Origin of the sequence: Paenibacillus profundus, assembly GCF_021369635.1 — a bacterium.
Taxonomy (GTDB): Bacteria; Bacillota; Bacilli; order Paenibacillales; family Paenibacillaceae; genus Paenibacillus_B; species Paenibacillus_B profundus.
Genome location: NZ_JAJNBZ010000012.1, coordinates 91,662 through 114,714, shown reverse-complemented (window position 1 = coordinate 114,714; position 23,053 = coordinate 91,662). Strand labels below are relative to the sequence as shown.

The window sequence follows — 23,053 nt, the reverse complement described above, 5'->3', positions numbered from 1 at the left end:
AGAGGTGAGCGAAAATGGGGAAATCCCCAACTGTGAAGTCACAAAGGGAACCGGAGCAAGGTCAATTTTGGCTCATCGTCGGTATCGGCATGCTGCTGGTCATCGCAACGACCGGATTGGCACGGGTTGCCTTGGGCGCGGTGCTGCCGTATATGCAAGAAGGGTTGTCCTTATCTTATTCTCAGTCTGGAATGCTGGGAACGTTTATGTTTTTGGGATATTTGCTAACGGTTGGCCTATCTGGGGTCGTAGCGGTGCGTTGGGGAGCGAAGGTGGTCTTGGTAGCAGGAGGCTGGCTGGTCGCAATCGGCCTGTTCGGGCTGGCTGGCGCGCCCTCGTTCGTATGGGCTTCCTTGTTCATGATTATTACCGGCGCAGGAAGCGCGCTCGTATTTACTCCGTTAATGTCACTCACAATCGGGTGGTTCCCTGACAAAAGAGGCGCAGTATTGGGATTGCTGCTGAGTGGAGCCGGGATCGGAATGCTTATGAGCGGTGTCCTCGTCCCCCTCCTTATCCGGCAATTTCCCGATCTGGGCTGGCGAGCCGTATGGATCTGCTTCGGCATCATTTCGTTAGCGGTCGTTCTCATTGCGATGTTCGTTCTGAGCAACCCGCAAGCTGCTGGCCACAGCGCCGGTCAAGAACAAGAAAAGCCAAAGTGGCTCCGCAACAAACCTTTAATGAAAATCGCATGGCTTTATTTTGCGATAGGGGTCGCCTATCTGGTCCCCAATTTATATCAAACGGGTTATATGAAGGCCCACGGCTACTCCGATGCGACTGCAGGAACAGCCTTTGCCGCAGCCGGCATCTGTTCCATTGTCGGCGGCCCCATCTGGGGAATCGTATCGGATCGCATCGGTGTAAATAAAGCGCTCGTGATTGCGCTGGCCTGTGCGGCGGCAGGAGATATCATTCCGATTCTGCTTCCGAATGCCGTTAGCTTCTTCATCTCTGCCGCCATATGGGGTTCTACATTGGGAGGATTGATTGCTTTAATTCAGGTAAAAGCGTCACAGCAGGTCAGTCCGAAGTACGTATCGGTAGCGATCGGGTTCATATCCGTGTTCTATGCGGTCGGGCAAATGCTGGGTCCCGGAGCTGCGGGTTGGCTGATTGAAAGGCTGGGAGGCTTCCCTGCAGAACGTACGGTTTTGGAGCAGTTGTGTATCTGCTAGGACTTGTCTTATGTATACGCTCAAACAAAGAAGCTTATCAAGAAGCAGAGCAGAAGAAGAGTGCGAATGCCGAGGTATAATGGCGTATCATGAAATGAGCCCCTTTGTTTAACGCGTAACCAATCAAGCATAATCGTTCCAGTTTGCAAAGACCGCTTTCCATCTCACTGATTTTCAGGTAAACTGAAATCAATTGGTGCAAATTAATGCATAGTCGATGCAGATTCGGCAAAGCAATAAATATGAGAGCCCCTTGTGCCTATGCTATTGGCAAGGGGCTATTCCATGTCTTGGGGGAATGAATCATGCAGTTGATACAATCAGAAAGTGTGCAGCGTGTTCTACAGACATTGCAGGACCGCCCCTTATATCTCCATCTCGAAATGACGACAGGGGCTTATGCGTCTCATCGCGACAAGTCCAAGATTACAGCTTCCGCCTTCATCAGCAATGCGGTCATCCGCTATTCACACGGTACGATTGCAGGTCAAGGCCCCTATCGGGTCGGACTCAAGACACCAGAGGGATGGGTGTATGCAGAAGGCTTGACACATTGGGACGAGAACGAGCCGAATCGGCTCATTATGGCAGGTCATGATCAGCAAGGCAGACTGATTGTCAGTCTGCAGTTAAGTGTTGAACCATTTTAATAGGACAGGGAAGAAGGGACTTCACATGGAAAGACAACGTCATATTGTCGTCTTGCTGCCGCATCCGGATGATGAAGGGATCATTGCGGGTACTTTAGCCAGACATATTCATAATGGCACGCCTGTAACTTATGTCTGCTTGACATTGGGGGAGATGGGGCGGAACATGGGCAACCCTCCGTTCGCGAATCGGGTGACCCTGCCGATTATTCGCAAGCAGGAGCTGGAAGAGGCCTGCCGCCGAATCGGCATCCAGGATGTGCGCATGTGGGGATATCATGATAAAACGATCGAGTTTGAAGACCAAGAGAAGCTCGCCGACAGAATCGAGAGGTTGATTTCGGAGTTGGAGCCTTCTCTCATTTATACCTTTTACCCAGGGTATAGCGTCCATCCCGATCATGATGCGACCGGTGCTGCCGTTATTCGCGCAGTGAAGCGCATACCGGCGCACAAGCGGCCTACAGTCCATTGCATTGCTATCGCAACAGGCCGGGAGAAGCTTCTGGGACAGCCGGACTCAGTTCATGATGTCAGCGAGTATGTGGAGCAGAAAATTCATGCCATACATGCGCATCAATCGCAAGTGCAGCATTTGCTGGGCAAAGGCACATTGGATGACCCGATATTCCGTGAGAAGTACAGCAGGGAACCGTTTTGGGAGTATCGTTTTAACGAATGAATTTTTTTTTAACAAGTGGTTGGGAGGAAAGAGACTATGAGCTATACCGATACGTTCATTCGAGTTGCGTCGGATTGCCCGGTCACGAGCAGCACCGTGCCTGAATCCAAAAAAGCAACGAAACCGATTCATGTTCTCCAGTACGAGCTGCTCTCGCAGCATCCCTATCACTATACACATGAGGATCTTTTATTCGAAGTGCATATCAGACATAAGGGAATTGACGCTCAGGTTATCCACCTGCGAGGGGAAGAACTCCGTGCAGAGTTGTTCAGCAAGCCACATCCGTGCCTGAGAGCATCCATGCTTCCGAAGAAATTCGGCTGGGGCATTCATTATGATGCAGAAGGAAAAATCGCCATCTACGGCATGGAATCTGTGGAGTACCAACGATTTCTGCAGACGGATGACGGGAGCGTGAAGCTGCTGCCCGCGATGCGCAATTCTCGTAAGTAACCGTTAAAATAGAAGCGCTTTTAGACATCAAGCGAATGGAGCTTGATGTCTTTTTTGTGGGCATACACGATACTTCATAAAGTGTCAGCTCTTCTAATACTAATGTCAGAGTGTCAATATTATAGAAATGTATATGATTACATATGTTGAATTGTGATATAATGTCTATGAAAAATTAGGAAATAGGTGCACTTTGACATTGTCTTAACGCCTATAGTCACACATATGAACCGGTTTTGAGGGATGCATCCTACATCGATACGGGATATAAAGGTCCTGCAGGAGGGCGGGCTTATGAATTACTTTGGAATTGCCGTGCTGACATGCCTGTTTCTATCACTCATCACCTATGCAATCGGTGGTTGGGCATTGACTGCGGAAATAAATGCATGGATCGGCGTTATTTTGCTGGGGATTGGGGCTTTATTGTCCGGCGCCTTTATAAGCGGGGATCGGTTGAGAGCGAATGACCGCTCCAGCACGGATGAAGATCGACAATCTCGTAACCGATGGATTCATGTTGCCTTCCTTTCATGCATTCCGTTTCTGTTCGTAGCAATATTCATTTTTGCGCTTCTAAAGTGACGGACCAGTATGAACGAAGAGGAGGGGGACTATGGATATCGTGAATCCAGCCGGTGTAATTATGCTGCTTCTCGTCTGGGGTCTTGTTTTCTTTCTATTAGTCGCAGCGATTAGCTATGGAATCAATCGCTCTAAGCTAGTTCAGAAGCTCGATGAACTGCAGAATGAAGTCCGGCAGCTGCGCAGCGAGATTCAGCAGGCGAAGCATCGTGATGAATGAGATTAGACATCGCGCTTGAAGAATGTGGCATGAATGACGTTTCGTCAGAAGCTAATATGAAAGGAGAAATACGCTAATGCTCCGGACTCATACATGTTGGGCATCAGCATCTATACAAGGAAAGAGGACCGACTCAACGGCCCTCTTTTATCATTCGAATAACACAAATTCATCCGTATGTGTCCGGACATAGGAGCACATTCGCACATGCGCATGTGGAACGAGATCCAGAAATTGTTCGTACCTGAAGGAAATGAATGTGCGAAGTTCCGTATCATCCTCAATATCTCGTAACGCAGCGTGCGAGAAAGGAGCACCGTTCTGCCGACTTCGTTCCACCAGATACCGCTCAGTCTCCTCCAAATGATGAAGCAATGCTTCCTCTCCGATATATAGCAATCCGTGCTTGATTTCGCTCCAAGTTGGCACATCCTCCAACAAATAAGAAATCCAGCAATAATATTCGGCCGCACTGTTCCGTGCATGATCGTGGAGCACCCGGAACATGAACAATGCCTGTTGTCCGGGAGTCAGCTTGGCGTAGACCTGGGACTTTATGTCGGAATTTTTCCCGCGAACTTGCAATAGAATCGGTCCGATGCAAGCCCAGCCGAGCTCATCGGGGTCCAGTGTGTCAAAGCGTTCCCGATTAATAGTAACTAACATTCTATTTCACCCTTCATCTGTATTGTATCATGGAAATAGAGCTGTAAGGAAAAAATTACTTGTGAGAACAGGCCGTGTATTCCATAATAAATAGACAGTATAGGCATTGATCATGCGTGTTCGGTGGCATAAGTAACTATCAGGAACTAAAGGGGGATGATGCGTTCATATGAGTCATTGGATTGAGTACATATATCAAGAAGAGAGATGAATCTAATGAGAACACTCGTAAGAACCGCGAAGGAAGTCGGCGTTCCTTTGAGTTATCGATATCTAAAAGAGCTTTTTTCCTGTCAATGAGACACGAACCGGCATATAGTGAAATTTTTCAGGGGCTGTCGATGCAGTAATAGCATGATCTTTTTAGATAAGTGCAACATTACATTATTTTCTAACGTATATTAACTAAATGGATGATAATCCCGATAACTACAAATAGAGGTAAACCTATTAAATAGAGTAAGGATGAGCATGTGATGAGTGTGGTTATTCAAAAAATGAAAATAGAAGAGAAACACATCCTTAAAAATTTGATGCAGTACTATTTTTATGATTTTTCGGAATATGTTCGTTGCGATGTCAATGAATCCGGACAGTTTGATGATTACCCTTACCTAGAGTCTTATTGGAGTGAAGAAGGAAGAGTTCCGTTTTGCATCCAATTTGAAGGCAAATATATTGGATTTGTTCTTGTACGCTTAGTCCGTTCACCCGATAAGGATTATTACTCGATCGCAGAGTTTTTTATTATGAAGAAATATCGGAGATCAGGATTGGGACGACAAGCTGCAATATACACTTTTGATTCGTTTCAGGGTAATTGGGAAGTATGTCAGCTGGAGAACAACAAATCGGCACAGGCCTTCTGGATAGATGTCATAGGGCAATATACGAAAAATAGTTATACCGAACGATTTGAACACGGGAAAAGGATACAGGAATTTGTGAATTAACGTGATCTCACGAAATCTAAACAGCATCGCTGTATGAAGGGCCGCCATACACGGTCCTTCGTCCATTTACAAGCAGAAAGGTGAGCGACAACGACATGCTAACAACGATAGGTATTATTCGACATGGCAGCACAGATTGGAATACTGAGAAAAGTCGATGCAGCCTGGGAATGCGAATTGTACAACTGTACCGCCCATATTAAGTAAGTGATGACGCTCCAATTGTAGGGCAACTGAACACTATCAGTCCTCCTGTTCTCCCCATTGTGGAGAGTCCATAGCAAAAAAATGAACGGCTGATTTCCGCATCGGAAAACAACCTCACAGTGGGGGTGATATCCTTGATGTTAATTGATAAGTATGTTCCTGAATTCGATTATTCCATGGCGAACAGCAAGCAGATACATGGCAGCAAACGGAAAATTCTCTCGCTCTTGCATGATGTGAATTTTAATAAATCGTGGTTGATGAGAATTTTGTTCACGATGCGCGGAGTGCCGAACCAATTGTTAACCTTGGAGAAATTAATCGAGGACGGGCTGGTCGTATTAGAGGAGACTGAGGACGAAATTATTATCGGACTCATCGGACAGCCGTGGAAGTGGAATGGAAATGTCTTATCTATGACGCCTGATGAATTTATTGCGTTTCGTGAGCCAAATTTCATGAAAATAGCTATGAATTTCTATATCGAGTCACTATGTGGGGATGACATTCAACAAGTGATTACGGTAACGAGAATGTACGGCACCAATCAGAAGGCGAAAAAGATGTTTTCCCGTTATTGGATGATGATTTCGCCCTTTAGTTCCATCATCAGATATGAAATGTTGCGCGTCATAAAGCTGGAATTGGAATAATGATAGCAGGAATATATGAACGGCGTGCAGAAGAAGATCTTGCAAGGTCTGCGAAATAGAGGTTGAAGGTTATCGAGTTACATCGGGAGGAAGGTCTGGCGCATGAGTAAATATTGGAGCGGCATTACGGCAAGACTCGTGCCATATGTGCCGGGAGAACAGCCAAGGGATAAGAAATATATAAAGTTAAATACGAATGAGAACCCGTATCCGCCATCTCCAAAAGTTCTAGAAGCGATAACAGGGGCGGTAAATGCAGATCTGCGACTGTATCCCGATCCGACGTGTGATAATTTGAGAAGAACCGTTGCAGATTAATGCGGACTATCTGAACGTCAAGTGTTTATCGGGAATGGTTCGGATGAAATATTGGCTTTCTCCTTTGTTGCCTTCTTTAACCCCGGTGAGCCTATCTTGTTCCCGGATATTACGTACAGCTTCTATAAAGTGTATGCAAATTTGTATGGGCTATCCTATCAGACAGTCCCGCTTGACGATGAGTTTAATATCCCTATGGAACCGTTCCATGCGGCTAACGGCGGAGTCATCATTCCCAACCCTAATGCCCCTACGGCGAAAGCAGTGCCGGTCGACTTTATCCGTTCGGTATTGGAGAACAACTTAGAACGTGCCGTTATTATTGATGAAGCCTATATCGATTTCGGCGGGGAATCCGCGGTGAGGCTCGTCGCCGAGTATCCGAATCTGCTGGTCATTCAGACCTTGTCCAAGTCCCGTTCATTGGCAGGGCTGCGGGTCGGAATTGCGTTGGGCAGCGAAGAACTGATTGAAGGATTGGAGCGCGTAAAGAATTCGTTCAACTCCTATACGCTCGATCGGTTGGCGTTATCTGGAGCGATCGCGGCATTTCAAGACGAAGATTATTTCCAAGAGGCGACGCAGAAAGTGATCCGGACGCGGGAAATGACGATGACACAGCTGCGGGAGCTGGGATGCAAGGTGTTGGATTCCAAGGCTAACTTCGTGTTCATCACCCACCCGGCCGTTCCGGCGAAGCAGCTGTTAGAGGAACTGAGGGCTGAAGGGATATTGGTGCGGTATTTTGCTCAACCCCGAATCGATAACTATTTGAGAGTGTCCATAGGCACTGATGAGGATATGGAACGGTTCATCCAGACATTCCAAATGATTATAAGCAGACATGTCAACGAATAGGCTATGGAAATCGAAAAGAACAAGAAGATGAATGATTAGGAGGAAATTTATATGAAATCGTTCCCTGTATTGGAAACGGACCGTTTGAGGTTAAGACAATTAAGAGCAGAGGATGCAAAAGAGCTTTATCATTACTTTTCACAGGATGAAGTTACGCAGTATTATGATCTGGAAAGCTTCGTCGAAGTGCGGCAGGCTGAAGAGCTGATAGCGAACTGGAATCGGAGATATGAAGAGCAGCAAGGCATTCGCTGGGGAATCACATACAAGCCCGAAGATGTCATTATTGGCACTTGCGGCTTCCACAATTGGTTCAAAGAGGATCGCAAAGCAGAAATCGGCTATGAATTGACCCCTGAATATTGGCGGCAAGGCATCATGACGGAAGCGATTCTACAAGTGATGAAATACGGATTTGAAGAAATGGCACTTCATCGTATTGAGGCATTTATCGATCCCGGCAATATCTCGTCACGTAAATTGCTGGAGAAGGCCGGACTAAGCGAAGAAGGATTGCTGCGGGAATGCTTCTATGAAAAAGGGCAATTCGTCGATGCAGTCCTCTTTTCTATCTTGAAGCGGGAATTTAGCTAGGACTTTCTCTTTGGAAATCATATCAGGTATACTATATTGAAATGGCAGAAAAATAGGACAAAGAGGATGCCGCGATGATGTATCATGGCAAAGTGAAGCAAGCGGTGCGGGATTCACTCACATTTACTAATATCGGATGCGTCCCGTATGAGTAACGAATATAATCCACCAGAGGTAACATATGGAATACACGGTCATTATTTTATTGTTGTTTATCATTATACTGATTACAGAGAAAGTGAATAACTTGCAGGCTCAGGTGAGAAGCATGAAGTTCACTTTAGAACAGATCGGGAACCAGATTGGAGTGCCTGAACATCCAGTTAACAATGAATTGCGTTTCCTTGTATCGGAAGGCAAGAAGATTGAAGCAATCAAAGAGGCGAGAAGAATGTTTGGCCTTTCATTGAAAGAAGCTAAACAATATGTTGAAGCTTTATAAGGTTTATTTTTAATTTCGGAAAGTTTCGGAAAGCCGCTGAAATGCGGCTTTTTTAGGTTGGCGTTATTTGTAAACGTTCTGAAAAAAGCATATGATTTGAAGGGAGGAGGATTCGTGGCATGTTGGGACATCCGCATAATCAAGTGTTACTGGTTCCATGGTCAGAGCAATGGGAGCTGGACTTTCTTCAAGAGAAACAGCTGATAGATATCACGGGCAGAGATGCTCTGAAAAATACTATATTTTGGGTAGATAGGTGAACATCATGCTTACATATACGATATGCTTTATTAAAAGAAAGAACGACATCCTGCTCTTGAACCGCGAAGCCCCAGCTTGGATGGGGGCATGGAACGGTGTCGGTGGAAAATTGGAACCAGACGAGACAGCGAGAGAATCAATTCTTCGTGAAGTGAAGGAGGAGACAGGCATTCAGTTGGGCGAAGAACTCCGCTTCAAGGGCATCGTGACCTGGACCGTGGAGCAGACCAGAGCAGGCGGAATGTACTTATACTTTGCAGAGGTCGATGACCATTTTGAATACGCAACTCCATTGAAGACGGAAGAAGGCATACTAGACTGGAAGGATATAGACTGGATTATACATCGGGATAACGTCGGCGTCGCTACGAATATCGTTCATTTTTTACCTTTGCTCTTGAAAGATGATCATTGCTACGAGCATTTTTGCGACTTCCGCAACGGACGGATTGTGCACGCCGAAAGTGAACGGATTTCGAATGAAGTGGAGCAGCGGGACGAATTATTGCGAGAGCTGAGATTCAATCGAGTGACTGTCCAATAATATGCCAGCGTCTTGCTGGACGTGTTGAATGATTTGAATATGGGAACATAGGGCTATTATTACATAGAATAAAGGGTGGAAGCATTGAAAAAAAGCAAAATCATCGTGACTGCAGGGGCCATCATTCGTGATCATCGAGGCAGGATTCTGATGCAAAAGCGCTCGGATTATGGGAATTGGGGGCTTCCTGGAGGCGGGATGGAGCCAGGAGAAGCGATTGAAGAGACGATGATTCGGGAAATTTACGAGGAAACAGGCCTCTTCGTGGAGCAACACGAGCTGTACTCGATATACAGCGGGGAACGCATGCAATATACATATCCGGACGGCAATGAAGTCGTGTTCGTCATGTTCCTGTTCAACGCCCAAGTGGATCTAAACGGGAAGCTTGCTGATGACGGAAAAACGTTGATGTACCAAGACAATAGCAATGAGTCATTATCATTGCAATTTCAAGCGTTGGAACAAATTGAAATTAAGGATATAAGTACCGTACAAAGACCGGTCTTCGAGGATTTATTGTTCAAAAAATCAAAGTTGCTGCGAAAATAGGGCTCAGGATCCGTTCGGCTTGATTCATAGTTATCATAAAGAGGGAAGAGCAGACATCTCGTGGGTGACACGGAGCCTGCTCTTTCCCTGCCTTTTCGGTAATCTGCTGACTACAGCTGGAGAAACGACGAAATCAACAAAAAAAGAATGAGGTTATCATGATGATAGAATATTCATTCTACTTGCCATTCTGGGACTTTGTGGAATACGATGAAGAAGATAAACCGTATGTGGAGGAATCCTTTACGGATGAACAAGGTATATCAACAGCACATCCATTATTACATAGACGGACAACAAGTTACAGGTTGGTGATAAGCAACTATGAAAAAGACCATTGTGTTGACCGGAGGAGGTTCTGCTGGCCATGTCACTGTCAATGCTGCGCTCATACCAAAGCTGCTGGACGGAAACTGGGACATTCATTACTTCGGCTCGATTGACGGGATTGAGAAGCAGATCATCTCAACGTTCGAACAGGTGCAATATCACGCTATCTCGACCGGCAAGCTGAGACGCTATGCGGACTGGAACAATGTCAAAGATCCCTTCAAGGTAGTAAAGGGCTCCTTCGAAGCGTACGCAAAAATGAAGCAGCTTAAGCCTAATGTCATCTTCTCGAAGGGAGGATTCGTCTCCGTTCCGGTCGTAGTTGCGGGCCGGATGCGCAAGGTGCCTGTCATCATCCACGAATCGGATATCACTCCCGGCTTGGCGAATCGTATCGCCATACCGTTCTCGACCAAAGTCTGCACAACGTTCCCAGAGACATGTGAGCATGTTACGATCGAAAAGGCGGAATATGTAGGCGCCATCGTCCGAGAGGAGCTGTTAGAGGGCGATGCAGGCACAGGCCGTGCGATTTGTCGCTTTGCTAAGGGGAAGCCCGTGCTGTTCATTATGGGCGGCAGCTTAGGCGCGAAGAGTGTCAATCAGGCTGTCAGAGACAACCTGCCCGCATTGCTGAAGAAATTCCACGTCGTGCATATTTCCGGCAAGGGACAATTGGACGATTCGATTAATGATGCAGGCTATAAGCAATTCGAATTCGTGAATGAAGAGCTGCCGCATCTTATGGCCATGGCTGACGTGGTCATATCCCGTGCGGGTTCCAACTCCATCTTCGAGTTCTTGTCTTTGCGGAAACCGATGCTGCTGGTTCCGCTGCCGAAAGGCTCGAGCCGGGGCGATCAAATATTGAATGCGAGGTCTTTTGCTGATCGGGGATTTTGCGAGGTGCTGGATGATGCCGAAGTACGGACGGAAGCTTTTGTACATAAAATCAACGATCTGCATGAGAAGCGGAACGATTATGTGAACAATATGCTGTCTTCTGATGCAATCGGCTCGACTAACAGGCTCGTTCAGATGATAGAGCGTTATAAGCGCTAAGGACAGTCTAAATGGTTTCTTCTTTTACTGTACTTGGAGGAAGCTTCTTTACAGGTGCGCTTGATGACCATGCAATAACTAAGTGATAGCACTGGTTCTCAAGAATTCGGAGATTTTCTTTCATTTCTTGCTGAAAGATATTCAAAGTAAGTAAGCTTGTTTTTGTTATACAAGTTGAATCGCATTGTTTTCCGAGGTGAAAGCAAGCTCCGTTGGAAAACGTACAGTGAAATGTGCGGATTGTGTGGTCTAACAGCATGCAGACTGCATTTTGTCCAGTGGATCTGGCTATTTTTCAGCACCTACTGCCGAACGAGTGCCGTTCCGCTGTACAAAATCCAACGGATCTTACCGCAATAGCGGTATGTATGATGTTCCACTGTACAAAATCCAATGCAAGACGAGACAAAGGGTTTTATGGGGTTGAACCGATTTGTCACCGATTCTGTGGAAGCGTTCGGAATGAATCTGCAATCTATTATACTGATGAGGAGAAGCTTAAAATGATTCAGTACACCTTTATTCATAATTATAAACATATTACGGAATATAGACGGAGCTTCAACCGTTTGGCGCATTCCGTGTTCGGCATTGATTTTGAAGCATGGTATGCGAGAGGCTGCTGGGATGATCGCTATGTCTGTTACTCCTTCCATGATGGGCGCGACATCGTTGCCAATGCTTCCGTGACCCATATGGATTATATGTTAGAGGGCATGCCGTACAAGGCGCTCCAGATCGGTACGGTCATGACCCATCCAGATGCCCGTAATCTCGGGTTGTCAAGGCAGCTGTTGGAGAAAATATTGTCCGACCATGAGCAGGAGTATGATTTCATCTATTTATTCGCGAATCCAGATGTGCTGCAATTTTATCCCAAGTTCGGATTCGCTCCAATGCGGGAAACTTCTTATTACGTGCGTTATTTGCTTGGTAAGACAGGCCGGAACGCGGCACGCAAGCTGAATATCGACGAGGCTGCCGAGTGGGAGTTAATCGTGCAGAAGGCAGCGGCTCGCATCCCGGTGTCCCGCCGCTGCGGAGTGGTTCACGCAGAGTCAATATTGCTGTGGTACTGCATGAATATTTTTAGTGATCACATTTATTATATAGACGACTGCGATGCCGTCGTCATTGCGGAACGCAGAGAACAAGATCTCCATGTGTACGATGTCGTTGCCGAGCGGAAGCTCTCATTGGATGAGTGGCTTCATCATTTGGCCAATCATTTCGCCGCTGAGGGGGAATACAGGGTCATCTTCCACTTTACCCCGGACTTCGATGACATCCGTCCTTTATCATACGAATGGGATCAACCGGATACACTGTTCGTGAAGACAGATCATGTATCTCTTCCGGCTGGAATCCGCTTCCCAATGACGGCTCAAGCATAGATGACTAACATGCGTCTACAGCCTGTCGTACCTTGCGAGGATCGCTTCCGCCTTACCCGTCGAGCTTTGCGATGCCCATCCACCAGTGGAGTCTCGATTGGTATAGACAGGCATTCCGCCGCGCTTAATGCCTCCATATCGCGAAATATAGTCCGTTCCGACACTTCCAGCCGCTAAGCAAGCTTGCGGGATGTCATCTTGCCGTGGCTCCCCGCGGTCCAGTCCAGCTCCGGCGGTCCGCACTACGGAGCTGCCGTTGCGAGCAAGGAAGTAAAACTACTAAATATTGGGATTTGTATTGTTGTACTTTTCATATGATGGGAGTATGGTTTCTCTATTAGTTGAAATGACTTCACATCCTCTATCATCATAAATAAAAAAGATTAGATTTTTTGTGGCATTTATGAAAAATACATCTGGATAATATGAACCGTTTTCCCTGCCTAATTTGGGTTTCAAAGGAAAATCTTGATTACAAATTGCTTTAATTAGCATGGGGTATCGTAAATCTCGTTTGCTGCACTTTAAGAAATACTGAGTAGTATAATAGTCATCAGCTTCTTCTTCGTCGTCGAACATATATGGCAAAGTCTCCTGCTTTAAATGAAATTTTAAATCTTTATCTTTTATGTAGCGGTTGTAGACTTTTAATCGATTTACTCTGTTTTTATAAGCTTTTCGCTGATAAACATTTGTAACAAGGAAAATTTCATCTTGTTCAGAAAAAAGACTGTTAAAAAGAGACAATGCCTGGCTATATACTCGGTCAAACATTTTAAGATTAAGCTTACCATCATCCTTAATTTGATACATTCCTTTTCCAAGTTCAAAGTGAATGCCTTTATCCCATTGATTATAAAGGCTTGGTTTCAAAATAAGTCCTGGAAAATTTATATTTAGATATTCCCTTAACTTCATCATTCGTGAACCCCACTCTTCTTCTCATTCTGCAACAATGAACTTATTGTACTACACTGTTCCTTTCGTTTTACAGTGTTATACGTTAATGTTAACTCCTCATAATCTAAGGCTATCATAAGTGGTATTGGTCGAAAATAAGCAACTGACAACAAACTGTAACCCGTAGGATGGATACTTTGAAAAAGTGCCCCTGCGGGTTATTTGATAATTTTATCCGGCCACGACCAATATGACAGTAGTTGTCATATATCTTCTGATAATCTAAAACAGTAGTCAAATGAGATAAGGAGGGCAAGGATGATGCCATTGCGCAATCAAGTTGCCGTTGTCGCTGGAGCGACCCGTGGGGCAGGACGGGGAATCGCTGCCATGCTGGGAGAAGCGGGTGCGACGGTCTATTGCACGGGCCGCAGTGTACGCGGACAACTCTCCAGCATGGGGAGGAGCGAAACGATTGAAGATACGGCCGAAATGGTGACGGCGAACGGGGGAAAGGGGATTCCTGTACGCGTGGATCATACGGTGGAGGAGGAAGTAAAGGCGCTTTTTGAACGGATAAAAGAAGAACAGAACGGGCAGCTCGATATATTGGTGAACGATGTGTGGGGAGGAGATCCTCTGACGGAATGGGGCAAAGGCTTCTGGGAGCACTCACTTGCGAACGGCTTGCTCATGCAGCAGCGGGCGGTTCAATCGCACGTGATGACGAGCTATTACGGAGCGCCGCTTATGGTTGCACGACGGCAAGGGCTTATCATCGAGATTACAGACGGCACGGATTATCGGTACCGGGGCAACATGTACTACAGCCTTGCCAAGGTATCGGCGATCCATCTGGCTGCGGCGATGGCAGAAGACCTGCGTCCACACGGGGTTGCGGCAGTCGCTGTTACCCCCGGGTTTCTGCGCTCAGAAGCGATGCTCGAACATTTCGGGGTTAGCGAGGATAATTGGAGAGAGGCAGGGAAGCAAGAGCCGCACTTCTTGATGTCGGAGACGCCAACCTATATCGGGAGAGCTGTAGCGGCGTTGGCGGCCGACCCGGATCGGATGGACAAGTCGGGGCAGTCGTTCAGCACGTGGGGCTTATCGGATGAATACGGGTTCACCGATGCCGACGGCGGCCGTCCGCATTGGGGCAAATACGCAGCCGAGCAAGGATTTTAACGTACGATACGAATCAAGGCCGGTCTTTAATTGACCGGCCTTCTGTTTTGGCTTTGCGATTGCCGTTATTGCTTCTCGATGACGATGAGACAGGTGCTGTCGGGAAATGGCACCGGCTCTCTACGTTCGTTCATGAAGGACGTTTTCGGCGCAAGCGCCTCTGTGTAGCCGTCCTGCAAGTAATGATCGCACTTGATGATGACAGCGCGAGCGCCCAATGTCTTCACGATGAAATTCTCATATTGCGACGGCGTGAAATAACCGAATTGCTCTTGGACTTCGTGGACATACGCTTCAGGTCCCCAAGTGTAAGTATACAGGAACTCCATGGCGTCATTTACCGGCATCAACACTTCGTGCGGCGACAAACGCTCATATCGAATCTTTCTTCCGGCGAAATCTTTGGCGTACCGCTCCAGCCACGACATGCCGTCTTCCTTGCGGAACGCGATGATCCGCTTCTGATCCGCAGGCTCGCTCATAATCCCGTCGCGGATAATGATGCGGCCGCCCGGCGGAAGGACATCGAATGCGCTCCGGAGGGCGGCCGCAACGGTGTCATGGTTGAAGCTTCTTCCTTCATATTCGATATAGGAGTACAGCTCATGCAGGATGGACGAGAAGATGATCGTATCGATGCTCCCCGGCTCGACATATTGCTTAAGGTTAAGCGCATCGCCCTTCATGACGCGCCAGCTCCGGTTCTCACGCTGCTTCCTGCGCTCAAGCGTCTCGATGACATTTTGTGAAATATCGATTCCAATCGCCTGTGTGCCGGGCAGGCGGTCCTCAATCAAGTCGAGCATGATCCCTCCGCCAGGGCCGATATCGATGACGCCGACTCCGGTCACATAATCGAGAATAACTTGCTTATAATCCGCAGACCGGTTCATATCGGACAAATAATCCTCTTCATTATGGAACCGATCGTATGCGTCGCGCCGCAATTCGAACAAGTCGAACAGCATCAGAATCGCTTTCTCATAGAGCGGCGTCTTCTCGGCTTCGATACAGAAATCGATCAACTTTTCCGCGGCGGCAGAGAATTCGAAGTTTACATACATACTGTCCCGTGCTTCATCAAGATGATCAATATGGAAGGTCAGATGCGGACTATCCGGCGTGCGATGGTTCCTGATATCTTCATAAGTGAGTTCCCGCAATGCCTTTTCGATCATCCGTTTTTTGTAAACATTTATTTTCTTCCGGCCTTTGAAATCATAATACATGCTGTTCATCAACCGCTCGAAGCTGATATGGCGCACATGCTCCGTCTGCGGAGCAGCTAAGGTCATGAGGAAGATTTTGATGAATTCTTCGAACGAAAACTCATGTAAGGCCGCTTCGACGAACCATAAGGTTTTGTCATTCAATGCACGGAGCGCGGTCATAATATGCGGTTGGATTTCCAGCTTCGCCAGCTCGGCCTCCACGTTTTCGCCGCTGCGGACAGACAGCTCCCGCAAGTGACGGAACCGTTCCTGCAAGGAGAAGGCGTTATCGAATTGGCCTGTCACGATCTGATCGACAACGTCCTCGACCCGGCTCTTCAGCGAATTCCACAATTCGGGCGAGACCGCGGCAATGACGCAGCGATTCAGCGGCAGAAGCAGATCCCGCAGCTCCCGGGACGATACGATACCCTGCTTCACCAATTGAAATAAGGGAGCGTTTTCGATTAAAGGCACTTCTCCGCGCAAATATTGTCCGATAAGTCCATGCGTATAAATAAGCGTGTGCGTAAGCTGGCAGCGTTCATGGCTGTTATCAGCAACGTGCTGCTTATAGATCTGAGCGGAGCCGACGTTATGGGCGAACAGCGACACGCCCTGTTCCTGCCAGACGATCCGCTGGCGCACGGTCCCGCCCTTGGCGGCCTCTGACCATTTCAGCACCGTTTCCACTGTTTCCTTAATCCAGAAGGACAACGGCATGCGTGCCAACTCTTGCAGTGTCCGTTCTACATAGTCAAGCACCGGGTTGGAATTCGCGAGCTGCCGCAGCGATTGAATTCGTTCGAGATTGACAATCCGCTCCTCGGCCGTCACGATGTATTCCAACCAGCGGTTCTCCTCCAGCAGTGCGGTTTCACCTTGTCTGTAGGAGTGAATAGCCTTTAATGATTGCAGCAAGAGCCTCACCTTTTTTCTATAGAATCGACATTAACATATTCAATATTTTGAAGCACCCACACCCCAAGGCGCAAGCTAACTAACATGAGGGGGATTCTTAGCGATATAATTTGACTTAAAATCTGGATGATACTCATCCGATTGGATTTTGTGCAGCTAAAACAGCATATAATCCTCTTAATGCGATGCTTCATTGGAATTATCCCTTGCGCTCCAATGCTTTCTTGCTTATTGCTCAGCAATCGCTGGCTAATTGCCAAATCCATTGGATGAAACACAGTCTAAATTAGTTGAACGCGTTCCAATCATTCTCCCCTTGGGTCAGGTCAATACCAACGATTCCCGCCTGTCTCAGGCGCAAGACGTGTGATCGAACGGTAATGCTGCCGCATTGTCTGAGGAGCAAGATTACTGTAGACATGTATATCAAAGTTAACTTCATCCTATGGATACCCCTTCTGAACGAGAGGGAGAATGGAGAGAAGTCTTGGCAACGTATCGTTATAGGCTGGACATGCTGGCTGTTATGACTTTGGAAAACAATACATCGATGCGGTTTCAGCTAGCGTATATAGCAGATGAACATTATGATGGAATACCTTATAATACTACAACATGAAGAGATGCCGGACAATTAATGTGGCAGAAGACACGCCCTGTCCGAAGCCGATTCATCCAGTATCATGTCTGCATATATGGAGTCGTCAATACATGGGCGGGGGAAGCTTGAACTTGCTAGCTGTGCCGAAGGTTCCGGTGCTTTATAATGTGGAAAGAACGAATCAATCAAAAGAACGAAGGAGGCAGATTTTCATGAACAAAGTGTTAGTTTTAGGGGGAACTCGCTTTTTCGGTAAAAAGCTGGTAGAGGCGTTGCTGCGGCAAGGCGCAGACGTGACGATAGCAACAAGAGGGAAGACTGCGGATTCGTTCGGGAATGCGGTGAAGCGGATTACGGTGGACCGCACCGATTCCGTGGCGTTCGAGTCCGCTATCGGATCAGCCGAATGGGATGTTGTGTACGACAATATCTGCTTCACGCCGCAAGAAGCGGAGGAAGCTTGCGCCATCTTCGCCGGCAGGGTACAACGATACATATTGACGTCCAGCTTATCAGTCTACGAGTTCGGTCCAGAGCGAAGAAGTGAATCGGATTTCAACCCCTATATGTACCCAATCCAGTTGGAGGAACAATCTGAGCACAGCTACAAGGAAGGAAAGCGCTGCGCGGAAGCGGTGCTATTGCAGAAAGCCTCGTTTCCGGTCTGTACGGTCCGTTTTCCGATCGTGCTTGGAGCGGATGATTACACGAAGCGTCTTCATTTTCATGTTGAGCATGTGCGGCAAGATAAGCCAATCGGCATTCCTTATCTGGAGGCGAAGCTGTCATTCATCAGCTCTGACGAAGCGGCGGAATTCCTGGCCTGGCTGAAGGACAACGCTGTGGAAGGGCCGGTGAACGCATGCTCGACAGGAGAGCTGTCGCTGCGGGAAATCGTCACTACCGTCGAAGAAGCAGTCGGACAGCAGGCGCACGTGATTTCTGATACGTCCGAGTTGGACGATGGGCATAAGTCTCCATTCGGCACGGCGGACAGCTGGTTCATGGACACGACGAAAGCGCAGCAGCACGGATTTGCATTCCGTAACGTGACGGATTGGTTCGTGCCGCTTGTTCGCGATATCGCGGCTGGACGGGCATAACGGACGATAATCAGGATGTCGCAGCTCTTTGACGGTTGCAAATGAACCATCCTATGCTTTGTTCCAACAGCTATGGAAGCCGATCTCTCGGCCATTACGCCAAGCTCAGGCAGCAGCATCGATGCTGCTGCCTGTTCTGATCAATGGTGAAGCTATGTCATCATGAAGGGACTCGTATGCAAATAGATTTGCATCAGGATTGCGCTGCCCCGTAGACGACCGTAATGTCCTCAAAATATCTCCTGTTGATTCCCGAATGCGCGTACGCGCACGCCTTTGCTTTTCGCCTTTTCCAACAGCCCGATCGTCGGCTTATAAGGATTAACTCCTCCGTCATTGTAATAATAGATGGACTATAATAAGTCATTATTTTCAAATCCGTATCCAAAGAACCAAGAGAACAAAGGGGGAAAAGGAATGAATGTTCGTTGGCTTGCGCGAATCTGGAAGAGAAGAATGACGAGAAGAAGCGTGTTTATTACGATTTTACTATCGTACCTTGTCATTTTGCTGCTGCCTGTGACGGTTGGAGGCATCTTCTACCAGCGCATCGAACAGATCATGATCAACAATGCGATTCGCACGAACGTAGGGCTGTTGAAGCAGCTGAATCAGATTACCGATTCTCGATTGAAGGAAGTGGATCAGCTCACCGCACAAGTGGCGCTCAACCCGAAGGTGAAGTGGCTCTTGAACAATGCGGGCAGCGAAAGTCTGCAGAAGCAAATGAAAGTGATTGAAGCGTTGAAAGAGTTGAAGAAGTATAAAAATATAAGCAGCTTCATCAGTCATTTTTTCATTTACTTTCAAACAAATGACATGATTCTCACTCCAGACATGAAGACGGATTCATCCTTATTCTTTCAACAAATCACTATGTTTCCAGGAAGAGATTACAGCTGGGTTCGGGAACGCCTGCTCGCTGGATTTCATCATAAGACCTATTTGCCATCCGAACCGGTCAAGCAAGGGAACGTGCAATCCAATACGATCACCTTCGTGCAGTCCCTTCCTTATGAATATGTATCGGACATCCAAGGACAACTGATAGTTCTTATTGAAGAACAGCAGATGAAGAATATGTTGACCCAGATCGAAGGCGTGAACAATGGCTCCCTGGTCATCTTCAATGAGAAGCAAGAAGTGCTTATGTCTACGCTGCGTGACAATAGTGCTGCAGCAATCTGGAAGCATCTTCATTTTGCAAACGGTTACAATGAAATCGACATCAACGGTGAACGAATGATACTGTCGGACGTGAACGGGAGCAACAGTTGGAAATATGTATCGGTCATTCCGAAAAAGGTCGTATTGAAGGACGTGCTCGTTATTAAAAAATGGGCGCTGTTCGTCCTCGTCGGATGTCTTGCTGCAGGGCTTGGCGCATCCTATGTGATGGCATTCCGGTATTATCAGCCAATTAGAGATGTCGTGCAGATGTTGAGTCACCGTAAATCCTCGGAGGAGGAGACGTACCGCGATGAATTTGATTTGATTAAGAAATCAGTCATCCGCTCTATGGATGAGGAGGACAAGCTGCGGCAAACGTTGGCGGAACAGTCGCCGGTGCTGCAGGCCAATTTCCTGTCCCGCCTCATTCGCGGACACGTCGATCTGTCCCATGGCATGAAGGAGACGCTTAGCTTCATGGACATTCGGCTGCCTCACGATTATTACGGTGTCATTCTCATACATATTGTGGACTGCTCCCGGTTCATCCAAGGCGACACGGAGCGTGAATGGGGATTGGTACGGTTCGTGCTTACGAATCTCGGGCATGAACTGCTGCAGGAGCAAGGCTATATTGTGGAAATGGAGCGTGATCGGCTGGCGGTGCTGCTCAATGTGGCCGAGTCTTCAGAATCCGTCTGCTCGATCCGGGATGAACTGTTGTGCCGGCTGAAAGAGGCGGTGCAGGAGCGGTTCAAGCTGTCGCTGGCCTTTGGCGTTAGCCCCATTTACCGCGGAATGGATCAGATCGGGACCGCGTATGGCGAAGCGATGATGGCGCTCGATTATTGGATTATTCATGGTACCGAATCGATCATGTACTACGAGAACATTCACTCGGTGAAGTCGCCGTTCTACCATTATCCGATTGAGACAGAGATTCAATTAATGAATGTGGTCAAGAGCGGGGAAGCGGATGTTGCGGAAAAGCTGCTGCAGCAAATATTCGTCATGAATTGGCAGCAAGATCATGTCACGCCGGACCGGGTGCGATGCTTGGCCATTGATTTGTTAACGACATTAATGAAAATATTGAACGGCATTCAGGTGGATGACCTTGAAGTGTTCGGCGAGTCGGTCGATCCCGCTCGATTGGCAGCGCGGCCGATAGCAGTGGAGGACATGCAGGAGCAGATTATGCAGCATTTTCGCACGCTGTGCCATTACATCCGGAGGGAACGCAGCGATCATCATGACCGTTTGTACCGGGGGATGGCGGAATACATCGGCAAGCATTTTCATGATCCCAATCTGAGTCTGAATACGATGGCAGCCGAGTTCGAGATGACATCGCAATATATTTCGGCCTTCTTCAAAAAGTATAGCGGGCGCAACATAACGGAATACATTGCGGAGCTGCGGATGCAGGAGTCCAAAAAAATGCTCGCGGACAGAACTCTGACGATATCCGAAATCGCGCAAAGAGTAGGGTATGCCAGTGATGTAGGCTTCTTGCGCTTCTTCAAGAAGAACGAGGGAATCACACCGGGAAAATATCGTGAAATGCTGGAGCAGCAAGCGGATCGGAAGAATGGTTAACCGATCTTAAAAACGGTAAGTGAGCATGCATACATTCGGTTAACTTGGATTGAAAACGTTTACTTACTGTCTCGCGAGGAGCTCGCTATAGTTGGAATCATACCAATTCCGATGGGAGGTCATTAGATATGAAACGTCACTCTTGGCGACAAGCAAGTCTGATCATGGTATCTCTCGTCATGATCGCAACCATGTTCTCGGCCTGCAGTGAGAAGAAGGCGCCAGAAGCGGCTCCTTCCACTGATATTCCGGCAGAGGAAGTGAAATTCCCCGCTTCCTTGACGTATTGGGCTTCGATGGGAAATGCGGGGACCGTCATGAAGAGCTTCAGCGAGATGGGAGCCTACAAAGAACTGGAGAAGCGGACAGGAACGAAAGTCGAATTCCAGCATCCGCCTTCTGGTCAAGAAGCCGATCAGTTCAATCTGATGCTAGCTTCCGGCAAGCTGCCTGACGTCATTGAGTATTCGTGGGGCGGGGTAGCCAAGGGGCCGGATCAAGCGATTAAAGAGAAGCGGATTCTCCGCTTGAATGAGCTGATTGAGAAGTATGCTCCGAATTTGAGCAAAGTGTTGGCGGATCGACCTGATTTGAAGAAGCTCGTCACGACGGACGAAGGCAATATCTATGTATTTCCGTTCTTGCGTCCGGAACAGGAGCTGTTGACATTCATGGGGCCGACAATTCGTCAAGATTGGCTCGATAAGCTGGGGCTTCAAGTGCCGACGACAATTGAGGAATGGGAGAAAATGCTCATCGCTTTCCGCGACGGAGATCCGAATGGGAACGGCAAGAAAGATGAGATTCCGTTCCTTCTGCGTGATATCAATGTAGCCTTTGTCGGCGCGTATGGCATTACAGACGGCTTCTACAGAGAAGGCGAGGTCATCAAGTACGGCCCGATTCAACCGCAATACAAGGATTATGTAACCATGTTAAACCGTTGGTATAAGGAGGGCTTGCTGGACAAAGATTATGCCACGACCGATGGCAAGCTGCAGGATGCGAAAATGACGGGCAACCTGCTCGGTTCCCTCGTAACATACAACGGTTCGGGTGTCGGACGCTACATGAACCTGATGAAGGAGAAGGATCCGAGCTTCAAGCTGGTTGGCGCGCCTTATCCGACTGCTATTCCGGGTCAAAAAGCGCTTGGCCAGGCAGACTCGCCCTTTGCTGGTGTCGGGGCAGCTGTCTCCGCTTCGGCCAGCAATCCGGAGGAAATCGTAAAGTGGATGGACTATAAATATGGCGAGGAAGGGCATATCTTGTTCAACTTCGGCGTCGAGGGCGAAAGCTACAAGATGGAGAACGGCTATCCGAAATATACGGACGAAATTATGAACAACCCGGACGGACTGCCGGTCGCGCAAGCGATGGCCAAATATATGCCCGTGAACTGGTCCGGTCAGTTCGTGCAGGACAAACGTTACATCGAGCAATATATTGAGCTTCCAGAGCAGAAGGAAGCGATGAAGAACTGGCTGGATGCCGACCGCAGCAAGCTGCTGCCGTCGCTGACACCGACCTCGGAAGAAAGCTCCTCCTATGCTTCGATTATGGCAGATATCAATACGTACAAGGCGGAAATGTTCGATAAGTTCATCATGGGCGCAGAACCGATCGACAACTTCGATAAATTCGTCGAGACGATTAAGTCGATGGGGATTGAGGATGCGATTAAAGTGCAACAGGCTGCTTTGGATCGATTCAATAAGCGATAAGGAGCACGCATTCGTGCCGGGTATTCCG

General features: G+C 47.8%; 23 protein-coding genes and 1 pseudogene. 19 read left to right on the top strand and 5 right to left on the bottom strand.

Features of this window, described 5'->3' with window-relative positions; genetic code table 11:
- Nucleotides 1–14: 14 nt before the first annotated feature.
- From LQV63_RS15840 to LQV63_RS15815, 6 genes are all read left to right on the top strand, one after another.
- A complete protein-coding gene (locus LQV63_RS15840; RefSeq protein ID WP_233697448.1) occupies nt 15–1,181 on the top strand; it encodes an MFS transporter in 1,167 nt (388 codons plus the stop codon).
- A gap of 305 nt (nt 1,182–1,486) precedes the next feature.
- Nucleotides 1,487–1,831, top strand: coding sequence for a YojF family protein (locus LQV63_RS15835; protein WP_233697447.1), 345 nt, complete (start codon nt 1,487–1,489; stop codon nt 1,829–1,831).
- A gap of 25 nt (nt 1,832–1,856) precedes the next feature.
- Nucleotides 1,857–2,513: a bacillithiol biosynthesis deacetylase BshB2 gene (bshB2, locus tag LQV63_RS15830; RefSeq protein WP_233697446.1), complete on the top strand. Its 657-nt coding sequence runs from the start codon at nt 1,857–1,859 to the stop codon at nt 2,511–2,513.
- A gap of 36 nt (nt 2,514–2,549) precedes the next feature.
- Nucleotides 2,550–2,969 (top strand): DUF6157 family protein, encoded by a 420-nt coding sequence (locus LQV63_RS15825; RefSeq protein ID WP_233697445.1) that lies wholly within the window; start codon nt 2,550–2,552, stop codon nt 2,967–2,969.
- Nucleotides 2,970–3,263: 294 nt separating this feature from the next.
- A complete protein-coding gene (locus LQV63_RS15820; protein ID WP_233697444.1) occupies nt 3,264–3,554 on the top strand; it encodes a DUF5316 family protein in 291 nt (96 codons plus the stop codon).
- Between the two features lie 31 nt (nt 3,555–3,585).
- Nucleotides 3,586–3,774: a hypothetical protein gene (locus LQV63_RS15815; RefSeq protein ID WP_019424527.1), complete on the top strand. Its 189-nt coding sequence runs from the start codon at nt 3,586–3,588 to the stop codon at nt 3,772–3,774.
- Between the two features lie 150 nt (nt 3,775–3,924).
- Here the strand turns inward: LQV63_RS15815 and LQV63_RS15810 are convergent, their stop codons facing one another.
- A complete protein-coding gene (locus LQV63_RS15810) occupies nt 3,925–4,440 on the bottom strand; it encodes a hypothetical protein (RefSeq protein WP_019424528.1) in 516 nt (171 codons plus the stop codon).
- 476 nt (nt 4,441–4,916) lie between these two features.
- Here LQV63_RS15810 and LQV63_RS15805 point away from each other — a divergent pair, with 476 nt between their 5' ends.
- From LQV63_RS15805 to LQV63_RS15765, 9 genes and pseudogenes are all read left to right on the top strand, one after another.
- Nucleotides 4,917–5,393, top strand: a complete 477-nt coding sequence (locus LQV63_RS15805; protein ID WP_233697443.1) for a GNAT family N-acetyltransferase — start codon at nt 4,917–4,919, stop codon at nt 5,391–5,393.
- Between the two features lie 341 nt (nt 5,394–5,734).
- Nucleotides 5,735–6,253: a hypothetical protein gene (locus LQV63_RS15800; protein WP_233697442.1), complete on the top strand. Its 519-nt coding sequence runs from the start codon at nt 5,735–5,737 to the stop codon at nt 6,251–6,253.
- A gap of 102 nt (nt 6,254–6,355) precedes the next feature.
- A pseudogene (hisC, locus tag LQV63_RS15795) lies at nt 6,356–7,429 on the top strand (histidinol-phosphate transaminase).
- A gap of 51 nt (nt 7,430–7,480) precedes the next feature.
- The gene (locus LQV63_RS15790; protein WP_019424533.1) at nt 7,481–8,023 is read left to right on the top strand and encodes a GNAT family N-acetyltransferase; all 543 of its coding nucleotides are present in this window, start codon (nt 7,481–7,483) and stop codon (nt 8,021–8,023) included.
- A 181-nt stretch (nt 8,024–8,204) separates the two neighbouring features.
- On the top strand, nt 8,205–8,465 hold the full coding sequence (locus tag LQV63_RS15785; RefSeq protein WP_233697441.1) for a ribosomal protein L7/L12: 261 nt from the start codon (nt 8,205–8,207) through the stop codon (nt 8,463–8,465).
- A gap of 265 nt (nt 8,466–8,730) precedes the next feature.
- Nucleotides 8,731–9,270: an NUDIX hydrolase gene (locus LQV63_RS15780; RefSeq protein WP_233697440.1), complete on the top strand. Its 540-nt coding sequence runs from the start codon at nt 8,731–8,733 to the stop codon at nt 9,268–9,270.
- A gap of 84 nt (nt 9,271–9,354) precedes the next feature.
- Nucleotides 9,355–9,822 carry an NUDIX domain-containing protein gene (locus LQV63_RS15775; protein WP_019424537.1) on the top strand — a complete coding sequence of 156 codons (468 nt, stop codon included), beginning with the start codon at nt 9,355–9,357 and terminating at the stop codon, nt 9,820–9,822.
- Between the two features lie 324 nt (nt 9,823–10,146).
- Nucleotides 10,147–11,214: an undecaprenyldiphospho-muramoylpentapeptide beta-N-acetylglucosaminyltransferase gene (locus LQV63_RS15770; RefSeq protein ID WP_233697439.1), complete on the top strand. Its 1,068-nt coding sequence runs from the start codon at nt 10,147–10,149 to the stop codon at nt 11,212–11,214.
- 503 nt (nt 11,215–11,717) lie between these two features.
- Nucleotides 11,718–12,608, top strand: coding sequence for a GNAT family N-acetyltransferase (locus tag LQV63_RS15765; RefSeq protein ID WP_233697438.1), 891 nt, complete (start codon nt 11,718–11,720; stop codon nt 12,606–12,608).
- A gap of 15 nt (nt 12,609–12,623) precedes the next feature.
- Here the strand turns inward: LQV63_RS15765 and LQV63_RS15760 are convergent, their stop codons facing one another.
- Both LQV63_RS15760 and LQV63_RS15755 read right to left on the bottom strand, forming a co-directional pair.
- Nucleotides 12,624–12,851: a hypothetical protein gene (locus tag LQV63_RS15760; protein ID WP_233697437.1), complete on the bottom strand. Its 228-nt coding sequence runs from the start codon at nt 12,849–12,851 to the stop codon at nt 12,624–12,626.
- A gap of 36 nt (nt 12,852–12,887) precedes the next feature.
- Entirely contained in the window at nt 12,888–13,526 is a 639-nt protein-coding gene (locus LQV63_RS15755) for a DUF3885 domain-containing protein (RefSeq protein WP_233697487.1), read from the bottom strand.
- 300 nt (nt 13,527–13,826) lie between these two features.
- Between LQV63_RS15755 and LQV63_RS15750 the strand changes: the two genes are divergently transcribed.
- A complete protein-coding gene (locus LQV63_RS15750; protein WP_233697436.1) occupies nt 13,827–14,696 on the top strand; it encodes an SDR family oxidoreductase in 870 nt (289 codons plus the stop codon).
- 65 nt (nt 14,697–14,761) lie between these two features.
- On the opposite strand, the gene LQV63_RS15745 is transcribed toward LQV63_RS15750, so the two are convergent.
- Together LQV63_RS15745 and LQV63_RS15740 are read right to left on the bottom strand one after the other, a co-directional pair.
- Nucleotides 14,762–16,828, bottom strand: coding sequence for a class I SAM-dependent methyltransferase (locus tag LQV63_RS15745; protein WP_233697435.1), 2,067 nt, complete (start codon nt 16,826–16,828; stop codon nt 14,762–14,764).
- Nucleotides 16,829–17,114: 286 nt separating this feature from the next.
- Nucleotides 17,115–17,270 (bottom strand): hypothetical protein, encoded by a 156-nt coding sequence (locus LQV63_RS15740; RefSeq protein ID WP_233697434.1) that lies wholly within the window; start codon nt 17,268–17,270, stop codon nt 17,115–17,117.
- 371 nt (nt 17,271–17,641) lie between these two features.
- Between LQV63_RS15740 and LQV63_RS15735 the strand changes: the two genes are divergently transcribed.
- The 3 genes from LQV63_RS15735 to LQV63_RS15725 all read left to right on the top strand — a co-directional run bounded on the left by LQV63_RS15735 (nt 17,642) and on the right by LQV63_RS15725 (nt 23,025).
- A complete protein-coding gene (locus tag LQV63_RS15735; protein ID WP_233697433.1) occupies nt 17,642–18,532 on the top strand; it encodes an NAD-dependent epimerase/dehydratase family protein in 891 nt (296 codons plus the stop codon).
- Nucleotides 18,533–18,949: 417 nt separating this feature from the next.
- Nucleotides 18,950–21,301, top strand: a complete 2,352-nt coding sequence (locus tag LQV63_RS15730) for a helix-turn-helix domain-containing protein (RefSeq protein WP_233697432.1) — start codon at nt 18,950–18,952, stop codon at nt 21,299–21,301.
- 128 nt (nt 21,302–21,429) lie between these two features.
- Complete coding sequence (locus LQV63_RS15725) at nt 21,430–23,025, top strand: extracellular solute-binding protein (protein WP_233697431.1); 1,596 nt, start codon at nt 21,430–21,432, stop codon at nt 23,023–23,025.
- Nucleotides 23,026–23,053 lie beyond the last annotated feature (28 nt).